The following is a 16,396-nucleotide window of genomic DNA, read 5'->3' as shown; positions in this document are numbered from 1 at the left end:
CCAGGGAGTGCGCGGCTCAGGAAGCAGCGTGGTCCCCCCGCTTCAGTTCGGCTCGGCGCCGCAAGTCGCGAACGACCTCAAGCCAACGCCGCGAGTCGTCCCAGCTCCAGCTCTCGTGGCTGCCGGGCTCCCCTTGCGCGAGCTCGTCCAGCTGCTTGATCAGAGCCTCTGGTTCGACAGGAGCGCGGTAGGTATGCCCGTCGTCAAGCTGGCCGGCGATGTCGTGGAGTTGGTGGGCAGCGTGGTAGTAGGAGAGTTGGGTATCGGTCAGTCGGCGCGCCGAGTAGCCGCCGCACTTACTGCACCAGTCCCAGTCGTCGCGGGCGAGGAGCTCGGAGACGCTCAGGAGGTCGTCGTCATGCGCCAGACCTCGGTCCCGTGTGTGCCGGCAGAAGGGTGAATGTCCCTTGCCTTCGAAGGCGGGGTCCGCGTTCGCTGCGTAGCCTTCGTGGGGCTTGAAGGAAACCTCAAAAGCCCAGGTCAGAGACCTAGCGAAGAAGCGACTGAAAACGCTCCGCCGTTCTTTCTGGAACGAAGAGAAGATCGCCGCAGGTCAGAGCTCCGGAGATCTCTCACCGCGCCTCATGCCGAATGTGGCGATCAGGGCTGCAGTGGGACTCTCGCCGTCCATCGGATGGACGCGTAGGACCTCTCACTTCCCACGGCTCGATTACTCCGTTCGCCGACCCTAAGGGCTGTCCCGGAACGGTGTTCATGGGTGGGACGATCACCCCGTGGCTGTTGTCATCACGGCGTCTGAGCTGTCCTGGATAGGTCCGTTCAGCGGTCTCACCCCTCGACAGTTCAGCAAGTTGGTCACTGCTCTGCGCCGTCAAGGTGCACATTCAGCGCGGCCGGGACGTCCTTGGACGCTTTGTTTCGAGGACCGCGTGCTGCTGGTCGATGCGTACTGGCGGACCAACCTGACGATGCGGCAGCTCGCGCTCTTGTTCGGCGTTTCGAAGTCCACGGTCGACCGCGTAGTCGATGACATGGGGCCGCGCCTGGAATTGATCCAGCAGCGACGCTTCCGCAAAAACACTGTTCTCATCGTGGATGGAACGCTCGTGCCCACTCGCGATCACACCCTCGCCCAGCGATCCAAGAACTACCGCTACTCCACCAACCACCAGGTGGTCATCGACGCGGACACCCGCCGGGTCGTGATTGTCGGCCGGCCGCTGCCCGGGAACCGCAACGACTGTAAGGCCTGGGAGGAGTCGGGCGCCAAGGCCGCCGTCGGGGGCGCAGTCACGATTGCCGATGGCGGATATCCAGGGACCGGCCTCATGATCCCCCACCGCCGCAAGCCCGGACAGTCCGAACTCACGCCCTGGAAGGAAGAGCACAACAGATCTCATAAGCAGGTCCGTGCCCGCGTCGAGCACGTCTTCGCCCGTATGAAGACGTGGAAGATCCCCCGTGACTGCCGACTCAGAGGCGACGGCGTCCAACACGCCATGCTTGGCATCGCCCAACTGCAGAATCTCGCCCTGACCCAGTGACCGCGAGGGTCAACCCAGCTCAGCCACGTCAGAGCCAGCAGGCTTCGAGGGCCTCTGGTGACCGCATTCCAGCCGGGTTCCGTTGGCGTCCGTCACTGTGTACTCCAGGACGATCTTGGTCGGGTCGCCGTCCTCATAGGGCCACACCGTGATGCCTCCCTCCCCGACGAGGGTGGAGAACCAGACATCGATCCCCTCGGCTTCAGGTGCGACCGTGAAGACCTCCCCGGGTTTCAGGTAGAAGTCCTCACCATACGGCTCGATGAAGAGACAGAGATCGCCATCGCCTGCGTTCTCCACAGGCAGCCTGCTGCGTCCCACTCGTCCCCCCAAGACCGCCACTCCGATGCGCCGCTCCACAGTATCGGCCCGCACCAACCCCGCCGGGCTCAAGCAGGACTGCCCCTCCAAGTCCGTTGCGGGACAGCCCTTAGTCGACCACGCTGAGACCTGCCCGCTCGATCACTTCCTCATTCGGTCCGAGTCGCTGGATGGGCGATATCTGCCGACGCTGAAGCCAACGGTCCCTACGAGCACGCTCCGGTCCGCTGAGTGCGCTCCAGTCGTCGTGCCTCGCTCTTGGAGCATCAAGCCCTTCTGCCTCGCGTACGGCCTGCTGCACAAAGAAGAACTCATTGGGGGCATGCCGTAAGGCGATCAGAGCCCACGCAGTCGGGTAGGCGAGGGGCGGCCCATGCTGCTTCATGAGCCGATGAGTACGCCGCTGCCGGAAGGGGGCGAGGAGCCAGCGTCTGGTGCGCGTGTTCATGCGGTATGACCTTAGAAATCGGTCAGGTGGGTGGGCACCTTGCGGTCCTCGACTTCGGAGGGGCGGTCGCTGATGGACACCATGTCGAGGGTGACGTTCCGCCTGGTGCGCCTGACGGCGACTTTCGGCCGGCGCATGGGACGACCCGTCCACAACTGCTGAATGAGAGCGCGGTCGATGGCTTGACGGCGGCGTGAGGGAGATCGCCTCCTGCGAGATCCGCATGGGCAGGTCGCCGGGGAGCTGGCGGAGAAGTCAGCCTGCGATCTGTTCAAGCGACCAACGCAGGGTGAGCTTCGCTTCCACCAGCACAGGCAGGGCGGGCCGATGGGCGAGCTTCAGCTGCTTCGGACGGCGGCCGCGTTCGTGGGCGGCGGTATCGGCGCGTGAGGCCCGGTAGCGGTCGCGGCCGCCGTTGCGGTCGATATCCCGTGATACCGCGGGATATCTCCTTGACGTCATCGCTGCCAGAGATCGTCCTGCAGAGCTGGCGAGAGCCTCACCCACGCCTGCCTGTTTCCACTCGCCATTTCACAGAGCGCATGAGTTCATCAGTAGTTGGGAATCTTCCGTTCCGGCTCAGATCTTCATCAATTTCATTGATGAAGCGGTTCTCGCTGGCTACCTTCAGGGGCACTTTGCGATGCCTCCTCACGGCTCCTGTCCAGAGCGGTCAGGGTCCGTAACACGATTGAATGGAAGCTTCATGCGATCCATGGCACGTGCAGCGCTGGCAGCGAGAACCTCAACCTTGAGGCGATTAATTCCCCCGTCGTGGATACCGAGTCTCGGGGCCTCGCGGCGCGAACACCTTTCCAGGGCCTGGGTGCGTCCCACCATCGGTGTCGTGTCGTTGTCCCTGGGCCTTGGTCTTCTGGCGGTCCCCGCCTCGGCAGCCGCCGCCGACCGGACCTTCGGCCCCGCCGATGCCGGCTGGCCCGCCTCACCCCCCAAAACTCGGACCCCGGACGAAGAAGCGCTCGACGCGGCGCGGGCGCAAGCCAAGCGCACGGGGAAACCGGTCTCGGTCGGCTTTCTGACCACGGCGACTTCGGAGACCCTCGCCAACCCGGATGGCACCCTGAGCACCAATGCTTCGATCGCTCCGCAGCGGATCCGGAAGGCTGATGGCGGATGGCAGGGCATCGACCCCACGCTCCGCGTCAACTCCGACGGCACGATCGCCCCGGCCGCCGTGCCGTCGAAGCTGGCGTTCTCTGGTGGCGGTGAGGGTCCGATGGCGACCATGGCCACTGGTGACGGCAAGATGCTCGCCATCAAGGCGCCGTTCGCGCTCCCCAAGCCCGTACTCAACGGCGACAGCGCCCTCTACGCGAATGTGCTGCCCGATGTCGACCTGGAGCTGAGCGCCACCACGCTCGGCGGCTGGCGTCAGGTCCTGGTGGTGCACACCGCGCAGGCCGCTGCGAACCCCGCGGTCAAGAAGCTGCATCTCGACGTGGTGGCCGACGGGCTCACGGTGAACGCCGACGCGGCAGGCAACCTCCGGGCCGCCGACACGGACGGGAAGGCGCGCTTCACCGCCCCCGCCCCGGTGATGTGGGACTCCGCCGCGCCGGCCGCCGTGCAGAAGGCTCCGAGCGGGCTTTCGGCCCGGTCCATGGCCGCCGACGCCGGGACCGCCGATGCCACCCCGGACGCCTCCACCTCCGACGGTCCCGGCGAGGGCGCCACCGTGGCCAAGGTCGCGGCCACCGCCACCAGCGGCGGCATCGACCTGGTCCCTGACACTCAGGCCCTCGGCAAGGGCGCCGGTCCTTGGTTCATCGACCCGGGCTGGAACCCGACCGCGGACGGTGGCATGGAGGCCTGGGCGCAGGTCCAGGAGGCCTACCCGACCACCAACGAATACAACGGCACGCAGTACGGACAGGACACCCCGGCCGCGGGCTACTGCGGCTACATCAGCGGCAATCCCCCGTGCACCATCGAGGGGCGCAGCCGCGCCTACTTCCAGGTGGGCATCCCGCGTTCCCTGCACGACCAGTCCGCGGTGGTGCTCGAAGCACGGCTGAAGGCGACGATCGTCAGTTCCGCCAGCCCGTCCACCAGCACCCCGATGAGCCTGTACGACACGGGCACCATCAGCGACCCGACCAGCTGGAGCCACCAGCCGTGCGGCACTGGTTCCGTCATGGCCGGCTGCCGGAACATCGGCACGGTGTGGTGGTCGGGTACCGGCGAGATCGACTACGGCGTCCGCGACACCATCAAGACTGCCGTCGCCAACGGCTGGTCCAACTTCACCTTCGGCTTCGCCCCCGACGACGAAGGCAACAAGTACTACCGCCAGCGCTTCAGCGCCAAGAGCGGCCAGGCCCCGCACCTTGTCATCACGTACGACATCAAGCCCACCGTGAGCAACCCCCGCACGGGGCCGACGCCCGGGTTCGCGAGCACCAACAGCTACGCGCCCTGCAGCCCGTGGGACAGCGCGGGCTGGCTCGGAGCCAACACCAGCACCGCGCTCACGGTGAACGCCAACTCGCCCACGCCCACCCCTCAGACCCTCAACACCAATTTCAAGCTCTGGGACAACGACAACGGCAACAGCACCTCGAACTTCGCCACCGGCTGGGTCGCCAGCGGAGACGTCACGGTCACTTCCGGCGCCCTGACCGACGGCCACCGCTACGGCTGGCAGGCCCAGACCACGGACGACACGCTCCCCAGCGACCCCAGCACCCCCTGCTACTTCCAGGTCGACCGCACACCGCCCACCGCCGCCGTGGTGTCCACCGACTTCCCGGCTTCGGGCACGCTCAACGCCAAGCCGGTCAAGTACGTCGGCGAGGCGGGAACGTTCACCCTCACCGGGACCGATCCCGCTCCCGTGGGTGGCGGCCGCTCCTCGGGGCTGGCCTGTGCCCGCTGGACCACCGACCCGGTCAGAGCCGCCTCGACGGGCTGGAAGTGCACCGACACCACCGCGGGCATCGTCAAGCTGACCAACGGCACGGCTGACATCCAGGTCACGCCCGCGCAGTGGGGCACGAACTTCGTCTACCTGCAGACGCAGGACGACGCGGGCAACCTGTCCCAACCCGCCGTGTACAGCTACTACGCGCCGTCCAACCCGAACAACCCCACCAAGCCCGTCTTCGGTGACGTCAGCGGCGACCGTGTCCCGGACGTCCTGCTGTCGGACTCCGCAGGCGACCTGCGCCGGATCAGCGGCGGCACCGACCCCAACACCTCCCCCACCGCGCCGTTCGTGGGGGACGACACCGACCCGCGGGCTGGCTTCAAGGCGTCTCCGACCGGGAACGGCTGGACGAACACCCAGACCACCCACCGGGGCAGCCTCGGCTACAAGAACGTCGACGATCTGATCGCCCACCAACCAGGCGACGCCAACCTTTATCTCTACCCCAACGACCCGAACAGCGGGCGTTTCGACGGCCAGGCCCAGACCGGCATCGCAAAGCCCACCAGCTGTGCCATGCCGGACGGATCGACCAGTGTGTCCTGCTCCGGGTCCGGCTTCGGGACTGACTGGTCGAAGGTCACTCAGATCGCTGCCTTTGGTGCGTTGGACGGTGACTCTGCCATCCAGGCGGGCACCGGTCAGTACGCCCTGCACCGATCTACGCTGCTGTTCGTGGAGAATGGTCGGCTGTGGCTGGGCCGGGCGGGATTCCCCGACGAGCTCGAACCTCAGGCCGTCCTGCTTTCCGGCAACGACCAGCAGTGGGATGGCTACGAGCTGATCACCCCGGGGCGTGCGAAGGGCACCGACCTGCCGACGCTGTGGGCCCGCTCGAAGACCGACGGCACCGTCCGTGTCCTCCCCGTCAAGGGCACGACTGCGGCTCCCGACCTGACGGCGCTCGCAAACCCTGCCCAGGGCGCTGTCCTGGCCACCATTGATCCCGCGCGCTTCCCGCGCGTCGGCTCCGACGGCGACCTCACCGGCGATGGCATCCCGGACCTGTGGGCCGTTGACACCAACCAGCAGCTCGTCTCCTGGAAGGGCACCGGCACCGCCCCCACCACACAGGTGCCCCACCCCGACGTCACGGGCCTCGCCACCGTCGCAACGCCCCAGGGCAATCTGAACAGGCCCACGGCAGCATGGGAGCTGACCGGCCCAGCCTCGAACGGCACCGTGGTGAGCAGCACGGGCTCCTACCCGGCAACCCCGGCGAACCTCACCTGGCCGACGGGGGTAATCGACGGCCGCCGCACCGGCTACGCCGCGTTCAACGGCCCGCAGTCGACACTCACCACCGCCGCGTCAGTGATCGACACCCGCAACAGCTTCACCATCAGCACCTGGGCGAAGGCCTCGGGCGCGGGCGGCGTGATCGTCAGCCAGGACAACACCAGCACCCAGCGCAGCGACTTCCTCCTCTACCCCGACCCCGACGGCAGCACCTGGCGCTTCGCCCTCACCAACCCGACCAAGCCCACGACCGGCTGGCAGTACGACAACACGGACGCCATCAACGCCCAAGCCCGCATCAACCCCAACGTCTGGACCCGACTCACCGCCGTCTACAACGCGACCACCGGGCGGATGAGCCTGTACGCGAACGGCGTACTGGTCGGCTCCGGGCAGCACAGCAAGGCCAACAGCCCGGCCCCGAGCGGCCCCCTCGTCTTCGGCCGCTTCCAGGCCAAGGGCGCACCGAGCCCCATGGGCCAGGGCCTTTACGGAGGCGTCAGCAACCTCGCCGTCTATCCGTACGCAGCTTCCATCACCGCCCCCGATGCGGTCGGCCCCGTGACCGTCACCAGCGCTGCCACCACGTGCATCGACACCGACAACGGGCAGACCGCCGACAGCACCAAGATCCAGATCTACACCTGCAACCAGACCGCCGCGCAGCAGATCACCTCGCGTGACGACGGCACCCTGCGCATCCAGGGCAAGTGCGTAGAGGCGACCAACAGCGGCACGGCCAACGGGACCCTCATTCAGCTCATGACCTGTAAGGGCACCCCGAACCAGCAGTGGCAGGTCCGCGCCGACGGCGGATACCTCAACATCAACGCCCAGCGCTGCCTGGACCGCAACAACAACACCCTCGCCAATAAGACCCAGCTCCAGCTGTGGGACTGCGCGGACATCGACGCCCAGCGCTGGACCACCACCAGCCTCGGCACAGCCGCCCTGCCCGCTCCCGCCCCGCTGCCCGACAACGGCAAGGCACCCACGCTGCCCACCGGAGGTCTGATCCACAACGTGGGCAGCCGCTCCTGCCTGGAGATCAACAACTCCAGCACGGACAACGGCGCGGTGGCCCAGCAGTGGGCCTGCCTCGGCCAGGCCGGAGCCCAATGGCAATTCCGGCCCACGACCACCGAAGGCGCCTACGAGATCGTCAACGCCAACAGCGGCAAGTGCCTGGAGATCAACAACTCCAGCCCCGACAACGGCGCCCGCGCCCAGCAGTGGACCTGCGGGGGCATCGCGACCCAGCGGTGGACCATTCAGTCGATCGGCACCACGGGCAACTGGAACATCACCAACGTCAACAGCGGCAAGACCCTGGAGATCGAGAACTCCAGCAAGGTCGACGGCGCTCCCGCACAGCAGTGGGCGCACGACCCCAACCCCAATCACCCGGCCCAGAGCTGGTACCTCTAGCCGCTATTTGCCACCCGCTACCGCTGCCCGGCGGCCGTCCCCTCTGCCACGAGGGGGTCGGCCGCCGGGCTGAGCGGGCGATGGACTTCCCCCTTATTCAGGGGGCGCCAGTTCCTGACGCTGTCAGATCCGGTTTTCTCATTCCTTTCCTGTGGGGGGATTTTGTTGTCTCGTCAGGGTGGTCTGTCTTTGCGCGTGCGCGCGAAGAGACCACGTGTAGCGATGATCGCCGTGCTCGCGGTGCTCATCTCCGGCCTGGGTCTGCCCGTGGCCGAAGCGGCGGCGAAGCCGCCGAAGGTGTGGGTGCCGCCACAGACGGCGCTCCCGCAGACCAAGCCCGTCAAGGGCTCGAACGCCAAACCGGTCAACGCCAAGGCCCCGGCCGGCAAGCCATGGACCCCGGACGCGAAGGCAAAGGCTCCAACCGGCACCGCGACCGTTCCCCTCGGCTCGGCCGGCGGAGCGGGAACCGACCCCGGAGCCAAGCCTGTCAAGGCAGGAGACCTTCCGGTCTGGCTTTCCGCCCGCTCCGGTTCGAGGCCTTCCGCGAAGCTCTCGGAGCTCGCCACCGCGCCTGCCGCCGGGGCCGGCCAGGGCTCACTGCGGGTGGAGCTCAAGGACGAGGCCAAGACGCGTGCGGCCGGCGTCGACGGTGCGCTCGTCACCCTGACGGACGCCGCGGGCACGGCTGCCTCCGGCAAGGTCCAGGTCGGCTTCGACGTCTCGGCGTGGGCGAAGACGACCGGTGCGAACTGGGGTGACCGTGCGCGTGTGGTGCGGCTGCCCGACTGCGCGCTGACGACTCCTGGCGCCGAGGGCTGCACGACTCGTACCCCCGTCGCCTCCCACCGGGACGCGACCGGCCGCCTGGTGGCGGAGGTCGACGTCCCCAAGGCGACGGCGCCCGTGAACACGAAGGCCCCACAGTCGGCTTCGTCCTCCTCCGCGTCTCCGATGTTTTCCGGCGTGCTGGCGCCGCAGGCGGTGGCGCTCGCGGTCGAGCCGGGTCCGTCCGGGGCGTCCGGTGACTTCACCGCGACTCCGCTGGCGCCGTCCGCTTCGTGGCAGGCGGGCGCGAACGCCGCGAACTTCACCTACGGCTACACGGTGGAGGTTCCCTCTTCCATAGCCGGACCGGGTCCCAGCGTGGGCCTGGGCTACGACTCGTCCTCGATCGACGGCCGTACGGCGTCGACGAACGCGCAGGCGTCCGGCTTCGGCGAGGGCTGGGACTGGAGCCCCGGGTCGATCTCCCGCTCGTACAAGGGCTGCAAGGACGCTGGGATCGCGGAGTCGGGTGACGAGTGCTGGGCGGGCGACATCCTCTCGTTGTCGCTCGCGGGTCACGCGGGCCAGATCGTCCGTGACGACACGACGTGCGTCTACCACCTCCAAGGTGAGGACGGCACGAAGATCGAACGTCTGACCGGGCAGCGCAGCGCTGCCTGGAAGGGCGAGGGCTTCAAGGTCACCACGACCGACGGCACCCAGTACTACTTCGGCTCCAACCGCCTGCCCGGCGGCGACGGTACGGACCCGGAGGCCAAGTCGGTCTCGACCGTTCCGGTGTACTTCAACAGCGGTCAGGACAAGTGCCTCGGCACCGACACCCCGGCGAACGGCACGTGGCAGCAGCTGGGTTGGCAGTGGAACCTCGACTACGTCGTGGACCCGCACCAGAACCTGGTCACCTACCGCTACGAGCAGGAAGACAACTACTACGGGCGCGGCGGCGGCCAGAACAACGGCACCGGCACGAACACGAGGTACCAGCGCGGCTCCTACCCGACCTGGATCGGCTACGGCCAGCGACTGCCCGACCAGATCGCCGCGAAGGGCACGGCCAAGCCGGCCGCCCAGATCACGATCAACAACGCGGAACGCTGCGTTGCGGCAGGTGCGATCACGTGTGATCCGGCTCAGCGGGTCAAGGCGAACGCCAAGTCCTGGCCGGACACCCCGATCGACCAGGAGTGCCAGGCCACCGGCCAGTGCCTGAACCTGTCACCGACGTACTTCACCACCAAGAAGTACACCCAGATCTCCACCGAGGTCTGGACGGGCACGGCATGGCTCCCCGTGGACTCCTACGACCTCAAGCAGTCGTTCCAGGATCCGGGTGACGGTACGTCCCCGACGCTGTGGCTCGACTCGATCCAGCGCACAGGCAACGACGGCAAGACCCCGATCACGCTGCCTGGCGTGTCGTTCCAGCCGTTACAGATCCCCAATCGTGTGGACGGCGTTGTCAAGCGCCCGGACGGTACGGAGGCCTCGGCCCCGAGCTACCGGCGCCCGCGGATCCAGACGATCACCACCGAGACCGGCGGCCAGATCACCGTCGTCTACAAGGCCGCGGAATGCTCGCGCCTCAAGAACACGATGCCGTCCTCCGAGGACGCCAACACAATGGCCTGCATGCCGGTCAAGTGGTACCTGCCCGGCCAGTCCTACCCGGACCCGGTCAACGACTGGTTCAACAAGATCGTCATCCAGTCCGTCACCCAGAAGGACCTGGTGGCCGGCCAGGTCAACACGGTCACCGACTACGAGTACGGCGGCGGTATCGCCTGGCACCGCAACGACTCCGAATTCACCGACCCCAAGACCCGCACCTGGGACCAGTTCCGCGGCTACGCCACCGTCACCACCCGCACGGGCAACGGCAACGCTTCCGAGGCCCCGCGGACCCAGAGCGTCACCACCTACCTGCGCGGCATGGACGGCGACGCGCTCGCCAACGGCAGCACGCGCAGCGTGAACGTCGTCGACGCGCAGGGCGGCAGCATCAAGGACGAGGACGTCCTGTCCGGCTTCGTCCGCCAGAGCCAGACCTACGACCGCGACGGCGGCACCGTCGTCTCGGACGAGGTCACCACGCCGTGGCTCGGCCCGGTCACCGCGACCCGCAACCAGTCCGCGGGCATGCCCGCCATCACCGCGCGCGCGGTGAACACGGCCAAGGTCACGACCCGCGCGAAGCTCGCCAACGGCAACTGGCGCACCGGCGAGCGCACCTCCACCTACGACGGCACGCTGACGACCCGGCCGCTCCAGGTGGACGACAACAGCGACACCTCGCGCACGGACCAGCGTCTGTGCACCACCTTCGAATACCCGACCGGCCCGGGCGGCGCGGTCGCCGAACTGGCCTCCCGCACGCTGGTCGTATCCGGAGTCTGCGGGCAGGCTCCAACCACGGCGAACACCGTCGGCGACACGCGCTCCTACTTCGACAACCTGCCGTACGGGCAAGTCGGAGCGACGGCCAACGGCACCGGCACGGAGGTCCTGGAGAAGTACGACACGGCGGGCAAGCCCGTCTACCGTCTCAACTCCACCTCCTCCTACGACGCGTACGGCCGCGTCACCAACAACACCAACCTGACGCGCAAGGACGCCACCCACCCCGGCGGCGCCGTCACTACGACCACGTACACCCCTGACACGGGCGTACTGCCCAGTTCGGTCACCCACACCAACCCGTTGGGTTGGAAGTCCGTCACCACCCTTGACATCCGCCGTTCGCAGCCGCTGAAGACCACCGACGAGAACAACCACGTCGCCGAGCGCAGGTATGACGCTCTGGGGCGGGTCGTCTCGGTCTGGCAGCCCGGTCAGGACTCCACCAAGGACCTGCCGGTCCGCAAGTTCTCGTACTCGATGAACGGCACGAACGCGCCGTCGTCCGTTCTGAGCCAGGCGCTCATGAACAACAACTCCTACACATCCTCGTTCTCGGTCTACGACGGCCTCGGCCGGATCCGTCAGACCCAGGCCAGCACGCCTTCGCTCGTGGGCGGCCGGATGATCACGGACGCGCTGTTCGACTCTCACGGCTGGCAGGTCAAGACCAGCGCCGCCTACTACACCGATGAAGGCTCACCCTCCGCGGCACTGTTCCTACCCAACGGCGGGGTCAACCCCGACAGCAAGATCCCGTCCCAGACGGTCAGCGTTTTCGACGGCCTCGGCCGCACCACAGCATCCATCTTCCAGTCGTTCGGTGTCGAGCAGTCCCGCTCGACGACCGAGTACCCGGGTGCCGACGAGACCCGCGCCACCCCGCCGACCGGTGGCTTCGCCACGGCCACGATCACCAACGGCCTGACATCGGTCCTGCGTCAGTACAAGTCGAACACGCCCACCGGCGCCTATGACGAGACGACGTACGTCTCCAACACCCAAGGCCAGGAGCTGTCGCGGAAGGACTCCGAAGGCAACGAGTGGACCTTCACCTACGACCTCCTCGGCCGAGTGGTGAAGACCAGCGACCCTGACTCTGGCACCAGCACCACGGTCTACGACGACAGCAAGAACCTCGTCACCGCCACGGACGCCCGCGGTAAGAGCGCCACCACCGTCACCGACCTCCTCGGCCGCACCATCGCGACTTACGAGGGCGCGGCGATCGACCCGGCCAAACAGGTCGGCGCCTTCACCTACGACACCAAAGCACTGGGCAAGCCCGACACCACAACCCGCTACGTGGGCGGCAAGACGGGCAGCGCCTATGTCACGGAGATCACGGGCTATGACGGCGGCTACCGCCCCCTCGGCACCAAGGTCACCATCCCCGCCGCCGAGAAGGAACTCGCCGGCACCTACCAGACGACCAACACCTATGACACCTACGGCCAGCTGAAGACGGCCGCCCTGCCGGGTATTCCCAAGGCCGGACTCGATGTCGAGACGCTCGCGTTCGGCACCGACGTCAAGGGCAACCTGAAGACGCTCGGCGGCAGGATCGGTTCTGCCTACGTTCCATACCTCGTGGACATGCGCTACGACCCTTACGGGCAGCCGATCCGAGCAACGGTCGGTAGCACCGGCGCGCAGATCGTCTCCACGATCGACTACGACGCCGGCACCGGCCGCCCGGTCCGTACCCTCCTGGACAACCAGACCGACGCGACCTCGCACGTAGATGTCCTGGACTACACCTACAACCCTGTCGGTCAGCTCACCTCGATCAGCAACACGCAGGACGGCACGGCCCGTGACCTGCAGTGCTTCACCCACGACTACCTGGGGCGGTTGACCCAGGCCTGGACCGACACCGGCACCCAGACCACCGCCCCGCAGCCCAGCGTGCGCGGCATCGGCGGCTGCACCAACAGCACCGGCCCCGCCGTCGACGGAACCGGAAAGCCCAGCGTGGGTGGCCCCGCCCCCTACTGGCAGCAGTACACCTACGACAACCTCGGCAACCGCAAGAAGCTGGTCAAGAAGGACGTCACCGGCAACACCGCCAACGACACGACGGTCACCCAGACCTTCGGCACCGGCCCCAACATGCCCTCCACCGACCCCAAGACGGGCGGCGGAACGGGCGGCCCGCACGCGCTGATGACCTCCACGGAAACCAGCACCGCGGGCACCAAGGTCACCTCCTACACCTACGACGCGGCAGGCAACACCGCCGCTGTCACCAGCACCCCGGGCACCAAGGCCCTGACCTGGAACAGCCAGGGCAAGCTCGACAAGATCGTCGGCACCGGTGAGAGCGCCGGCACCAGCTACCTCTACGACACCAGTGGCAACCAGCTCATCCGCCGCGACCCCACCAGCACCACCCTCAACCTCGGCACCGACCAGATCACCCTGGACACCGCCAGCGGCAAGGTCTCCAACGTCCGCACCTACGCCGCCCCCGGCGGCCTCTCCATCACCCGCACCACCACGGCAGGTGCGTCCACGCTCACCTACCAGAGCTCGGACCACCACGGCACCGGCGGCGTCCAGTTCAACGCCACCAACCTCGCCAGCGTCCGCCGCGCGTCCGACCCCTTCGGCAATGAACGCGGCACCCAGCCCGCCCCCGGCGCCTGGGCCAACGACAAGGGATTCGTCGGCGGAACCAAGGAGAAAGCCACCGGCTTCACCCTCCTCGGCGCCCGCGAATACGACCCCACCACCGGCCGCTTCATCAGCCCCGACCCCATCATCGACCCGGGCGACCCACAGCAGTGGAACGCGTACGCCTACTCCAACAACGACCCGATCAACAAGACGGACCCGAGTGGCCTCGCATGGAAATGCGAGCGGGGTGAAACAGGTTGCGCGCAAACCTCCACCGGCGAAGACCCCACTCCCAAGACCAAGACCCCGACGTCCACTGATTCCGGTACCGACACAACGGCACTGACCGAGTCCAACAAGAAGGTCGATGAGGCCAAGAAGAAGCGCGACCATCTCATCGACGAGGTCGTCGACATGGTCGGCGACCTGATCGGATACAACGACGCCCGCGACTGCTTCACCAAGGGCGACGTCATGGCCTGCATCAACACGGCCCTCAACTTCGTCCCCTGGGGCAAGCTCTTCAAGGCCGTCAAGATCGGCATCAAGGCCTTCAAGATCTACAAAGAAATCAACAAGGCCTACGACGCCGTCCACGAAGCAGAACGCGGAGCAGCCAGAGCCGCACAGGCCTACAGCACCGCGAAGAAGGCGTTGAAGGAAGCCCGCGCCGCGGAAGAGAAGGCAGCCAAATCGGCAGCAGAGCAGGTCGAAAAAGAAACGGCCAGCGACGCCGCCGGAACGGAAAGCCACGCGGCCAGCGAGAGTGCTGACGCCGAAGCCGGCGCAGCCAAGGCGGAATCCGACGCGCCTGTCGCATGCAAGGCGCAGACGAACAGCTTCCCCACGGGCACTCGCGTCCAGATGGCCGACGGCACCACCAAGGCCATCCAGGACATCCGAGTCGGCGACACCGTAATGGCCACAGACCCCCAGACGGGCGAAACCCGCCCGAAGAAGGTCACCGCCACCATCACCACCCCCGACGACAAGGAATTCACCGACCTCACCCTCACCGACGACGCAGCCCCCCGCGGTCCGCCGGTAAAGATCACCTCAACCAGTCACCATCCCTACTGGAGCGAAACCCGCCACCAGTGGATCGACGCCGGCGAACTCGCCACCGGCGAACAACTCCGGCAGCCCAACGGCACCACCCTCACGGTCAAGGGAACGCTCAACTACCCCTATGCCGTCACCACGCACAACCTCACCGTAGACGACTTCCACACGTACTACGTGATGGCGGCGAATGCGCCCGTGCTGGTGCACAACTGCCCTGCAGCCGGGGACGATAGCCGTGAGATCATCGTCAGCAATCGGGGACAAACCGACCCCGGGGTGGTCCCAGACATCCCCGACCCGGTCAACGGGGGATACAACCGGCCTCGCGGGGCGCGGGCGCACTCGGAAGCCGGTGCTTCCAGTCAGGCGAGTGAAGCTATGGTCGCAGAGGCGGAGACCCGAGCGTCCACCGTGGCCCGTGTGCCCGCCAACGCAGCGAAGATTGCCAATGCTGCGGACGCCAGCGGTGGCTCGGGTGGCATCGTAGAGGCCGCTGCCGCGGCCAGCGTGGTCGGGTGGCGTGCATGGCAACTGATGAGGGGGTGGTGGTATGGGCGTCGCGGATAGTGAAGCACGCGCCATCTTGGAGGAGTTCACCCGCGACGGGCATCTATCGCCGAGTTCATCGGAGCGTGCCGGATGGGGGAACTGGGAGCACGTGACTCCCGGATGGATCCTCCTCCTCAGCCTCAAGGCACTGGTTCTCCTCCGCTGGGAGGAAGGGCGCTCAGTTCTGGAACAGGCTCTTGGTTCGCCTTCCGAGCTTTCCTGTGACGAGGCAGAGAGTCTGGCAGAGGTATTGCGCGGGAACCTCTCGGCGGCCCGTGCAGCTCACGAGAGCGGAGCTCTGAGCCTTGAGCGAGTACTCGCCCTCTTGGTTCACGTCATCGCTGAAGAGGCGATGACGCACGAAGAGATCAACGTTCTCCTCGAGTCGGCGCACGCGATGAACGAGGAGGCACTACAAGCCGGGAACCTGCTGCGGCCGGCGCTTCGAGGAATCGAAGTGGGACCTTGGGATGTCAGCGAGGAAGGCTGGCAGGGCCTTGAGCTGATCGACCTTGGAGGGTTGCGGATCCCGCGCCAGGCCGCGCGCAAGCGCGAACTGAACCCCGCACCATCCGGCGTGGGGTATGTGGCAGTGACGCTCTTCCGTGACACGACCGCCGCCTTGCAGCTCCAGGCGTACCGCACATCCGTGGAACAGGAGTGGGAAACGGTCCTCTCCCGGCTCGAGGCGGACGTCAAAGCGCGCGGTGGTGAGGCCGAGCGATGGTCGGGGCGAGTCGGGGTAGAGCTCAGAGCGAAGGTGCCCGTTGTCAGTGACGCTCGTGGGCGTGACTCAATGGTCGTGCGATTCATCGGATGCGACGGGCCGGGTTGGTTGCTGAGGGGAGTGGTGAGCGGAGACATCGCACTTCCGGAAAGCCGCGACGATTGGGCCTATTCAACCTTCGAGAGCACGGTGGTGGTGCCCTCGTTCACCGTACGCCCTCCAAGCGTCTCGACCTCACCAGGCATTTTCGCTCCAGTCGTATCACCGGAGCAGGATCGGACCATTGCACTACGCATGCCCGATTGAACGCCACTGAGCGTGTAGGGAAAACGCTCCTTCTCGTGCGGGAACCGGACTGAGACGGA

At 66.9% G+C, this 16,396-nt stretch carries 6 protein-coding genes; 4 read left to right on the top strand and 2 right to left on the bottom strand.

Annotation, left to right across the window (positions count from 1 at the left end; genetic code table 11):
- Positions 1–734: 734 nt before the first annotated feature.
- The gene (locus OG490_RS30090) at positions 735–1,505 is read left to right on the top strand and encodes a transposase (protein WP_330299407.1); all 771 of its coding nucleotides are present in this window, start codon (positions 735–737) and stop codon (positions 1,503–1,505) included.
- Between the two features lie 9 nt (positions 1,506–1,514).
- On the opposite strand, the gene OG490_RS30085 is transcribed toward OG490_RS30090, so the two are convergent.
- Positions 1,515–1,805 carry a hypothetical protein gene (locus OG490_RS30085; protein ID WP_330299406.1) on the bottom strand — a complete coding sequence of 97 codons (291 nt, stop codon included), beginning with the start codon at positions 1,803–1,805 and terminating at the stop codon, positions 1,515–1,517.
- A gap of 480 nt (positions 1,806–2,285) precedes the next feature.
- Positions 2,286–2,411, bottom strand: a complete 126-nt coding sequence (locus OG490_RS30080; RefSeq protein ID WP_330299405.1) for a hypothetical protein — start codon at positions 2,409–2,411, stop codon at positions 2,286–2,288.
- Between the two features lie 710 nt (positions 2,412–3,121).
- Between OG490_RS30080 and OG490_RS30075 the strand changes: the two genes are divergently transcribed.
- The 3 genes from OG490_RS30075 (at position 3,122) to OG490_RS30065 (ending at position 16,337) form a co-directional block, all read left to right on the top strand.
- Positions 3,122–7,888: an RICIN domain-containing protein gene (locus OG490_RS30075; protein WP_330299404.1), complete on the top strand. Its 4,767-nt coding sequence runs from the start codon at positions 3,122–3,124 to the stop codon at positions 7,886–7,888.
- Between the two features lie 222 nt (positions 7,889–8,110).
- On the top strand, positions 8,111–15,322 hold the full coding sequence (locus tag OG490_RS30070; RefSeq protein ID WP_330299403.1) for a polymorphic toxin-type HINT domain-containing protein: 7,212 nt from the start codon (positions 8,111–8,113) through the stop codon (positions 15,320–15,322).
- On the top strand, positions 15,306–16,337 hold the full coding sequence (locus tag OG490_RS30065; RefSeq protein ID WP_330299402.1) for a DUF3710 domain-containing protein: 1,032 nt from the start codon (positions 15,306–15,308) through the stop codon (positions 16,335–16,337). The genes OG490_RS30070 and OG490_RS30065 overlap by 17 nt, the downstream gene beginning before the upstream one ends.
- Positions 16,338–16,396 lie beyond the last annotated feature (59 nt).

Source organism: Streptomyces sp. NBC_00503, assembly GCF_036346895.1.
Lineage (GTDB): Bacteria > Actinomycetota > Actinomycetes > Streptomycetales > Streptomycetaceae > Streptomyces.
This window is presented reverse-complemented; position numbering and strand designations above follow the sequence as displayed.

Excerpts from the sequence above, each read along its gene's own strand:
- OG490_RS30070 (WP_330299403.1), top strand. The coding sequence starts at position 8,111 with ATGATCGCCGTGCTCGCGGTGCTCATCTCCGGCCTGGGTCTGCCCGTG.
- OG490_RS30065 (WP_330299402.1), top strand. The coding sequence starts at position 15,306 with ATGGGCGTCGCGGATAGTGAAGCACGCGCCATCTTGGAGGAGTTCACC.
- OG490_RS30080 (WP_330299405.1), bottom strand. The coding sequence starts at position 2,411 with ATGCGCCGGCCGAAAGTCGCCGTCAGGCGCACCAGGCGGAACGTCACC.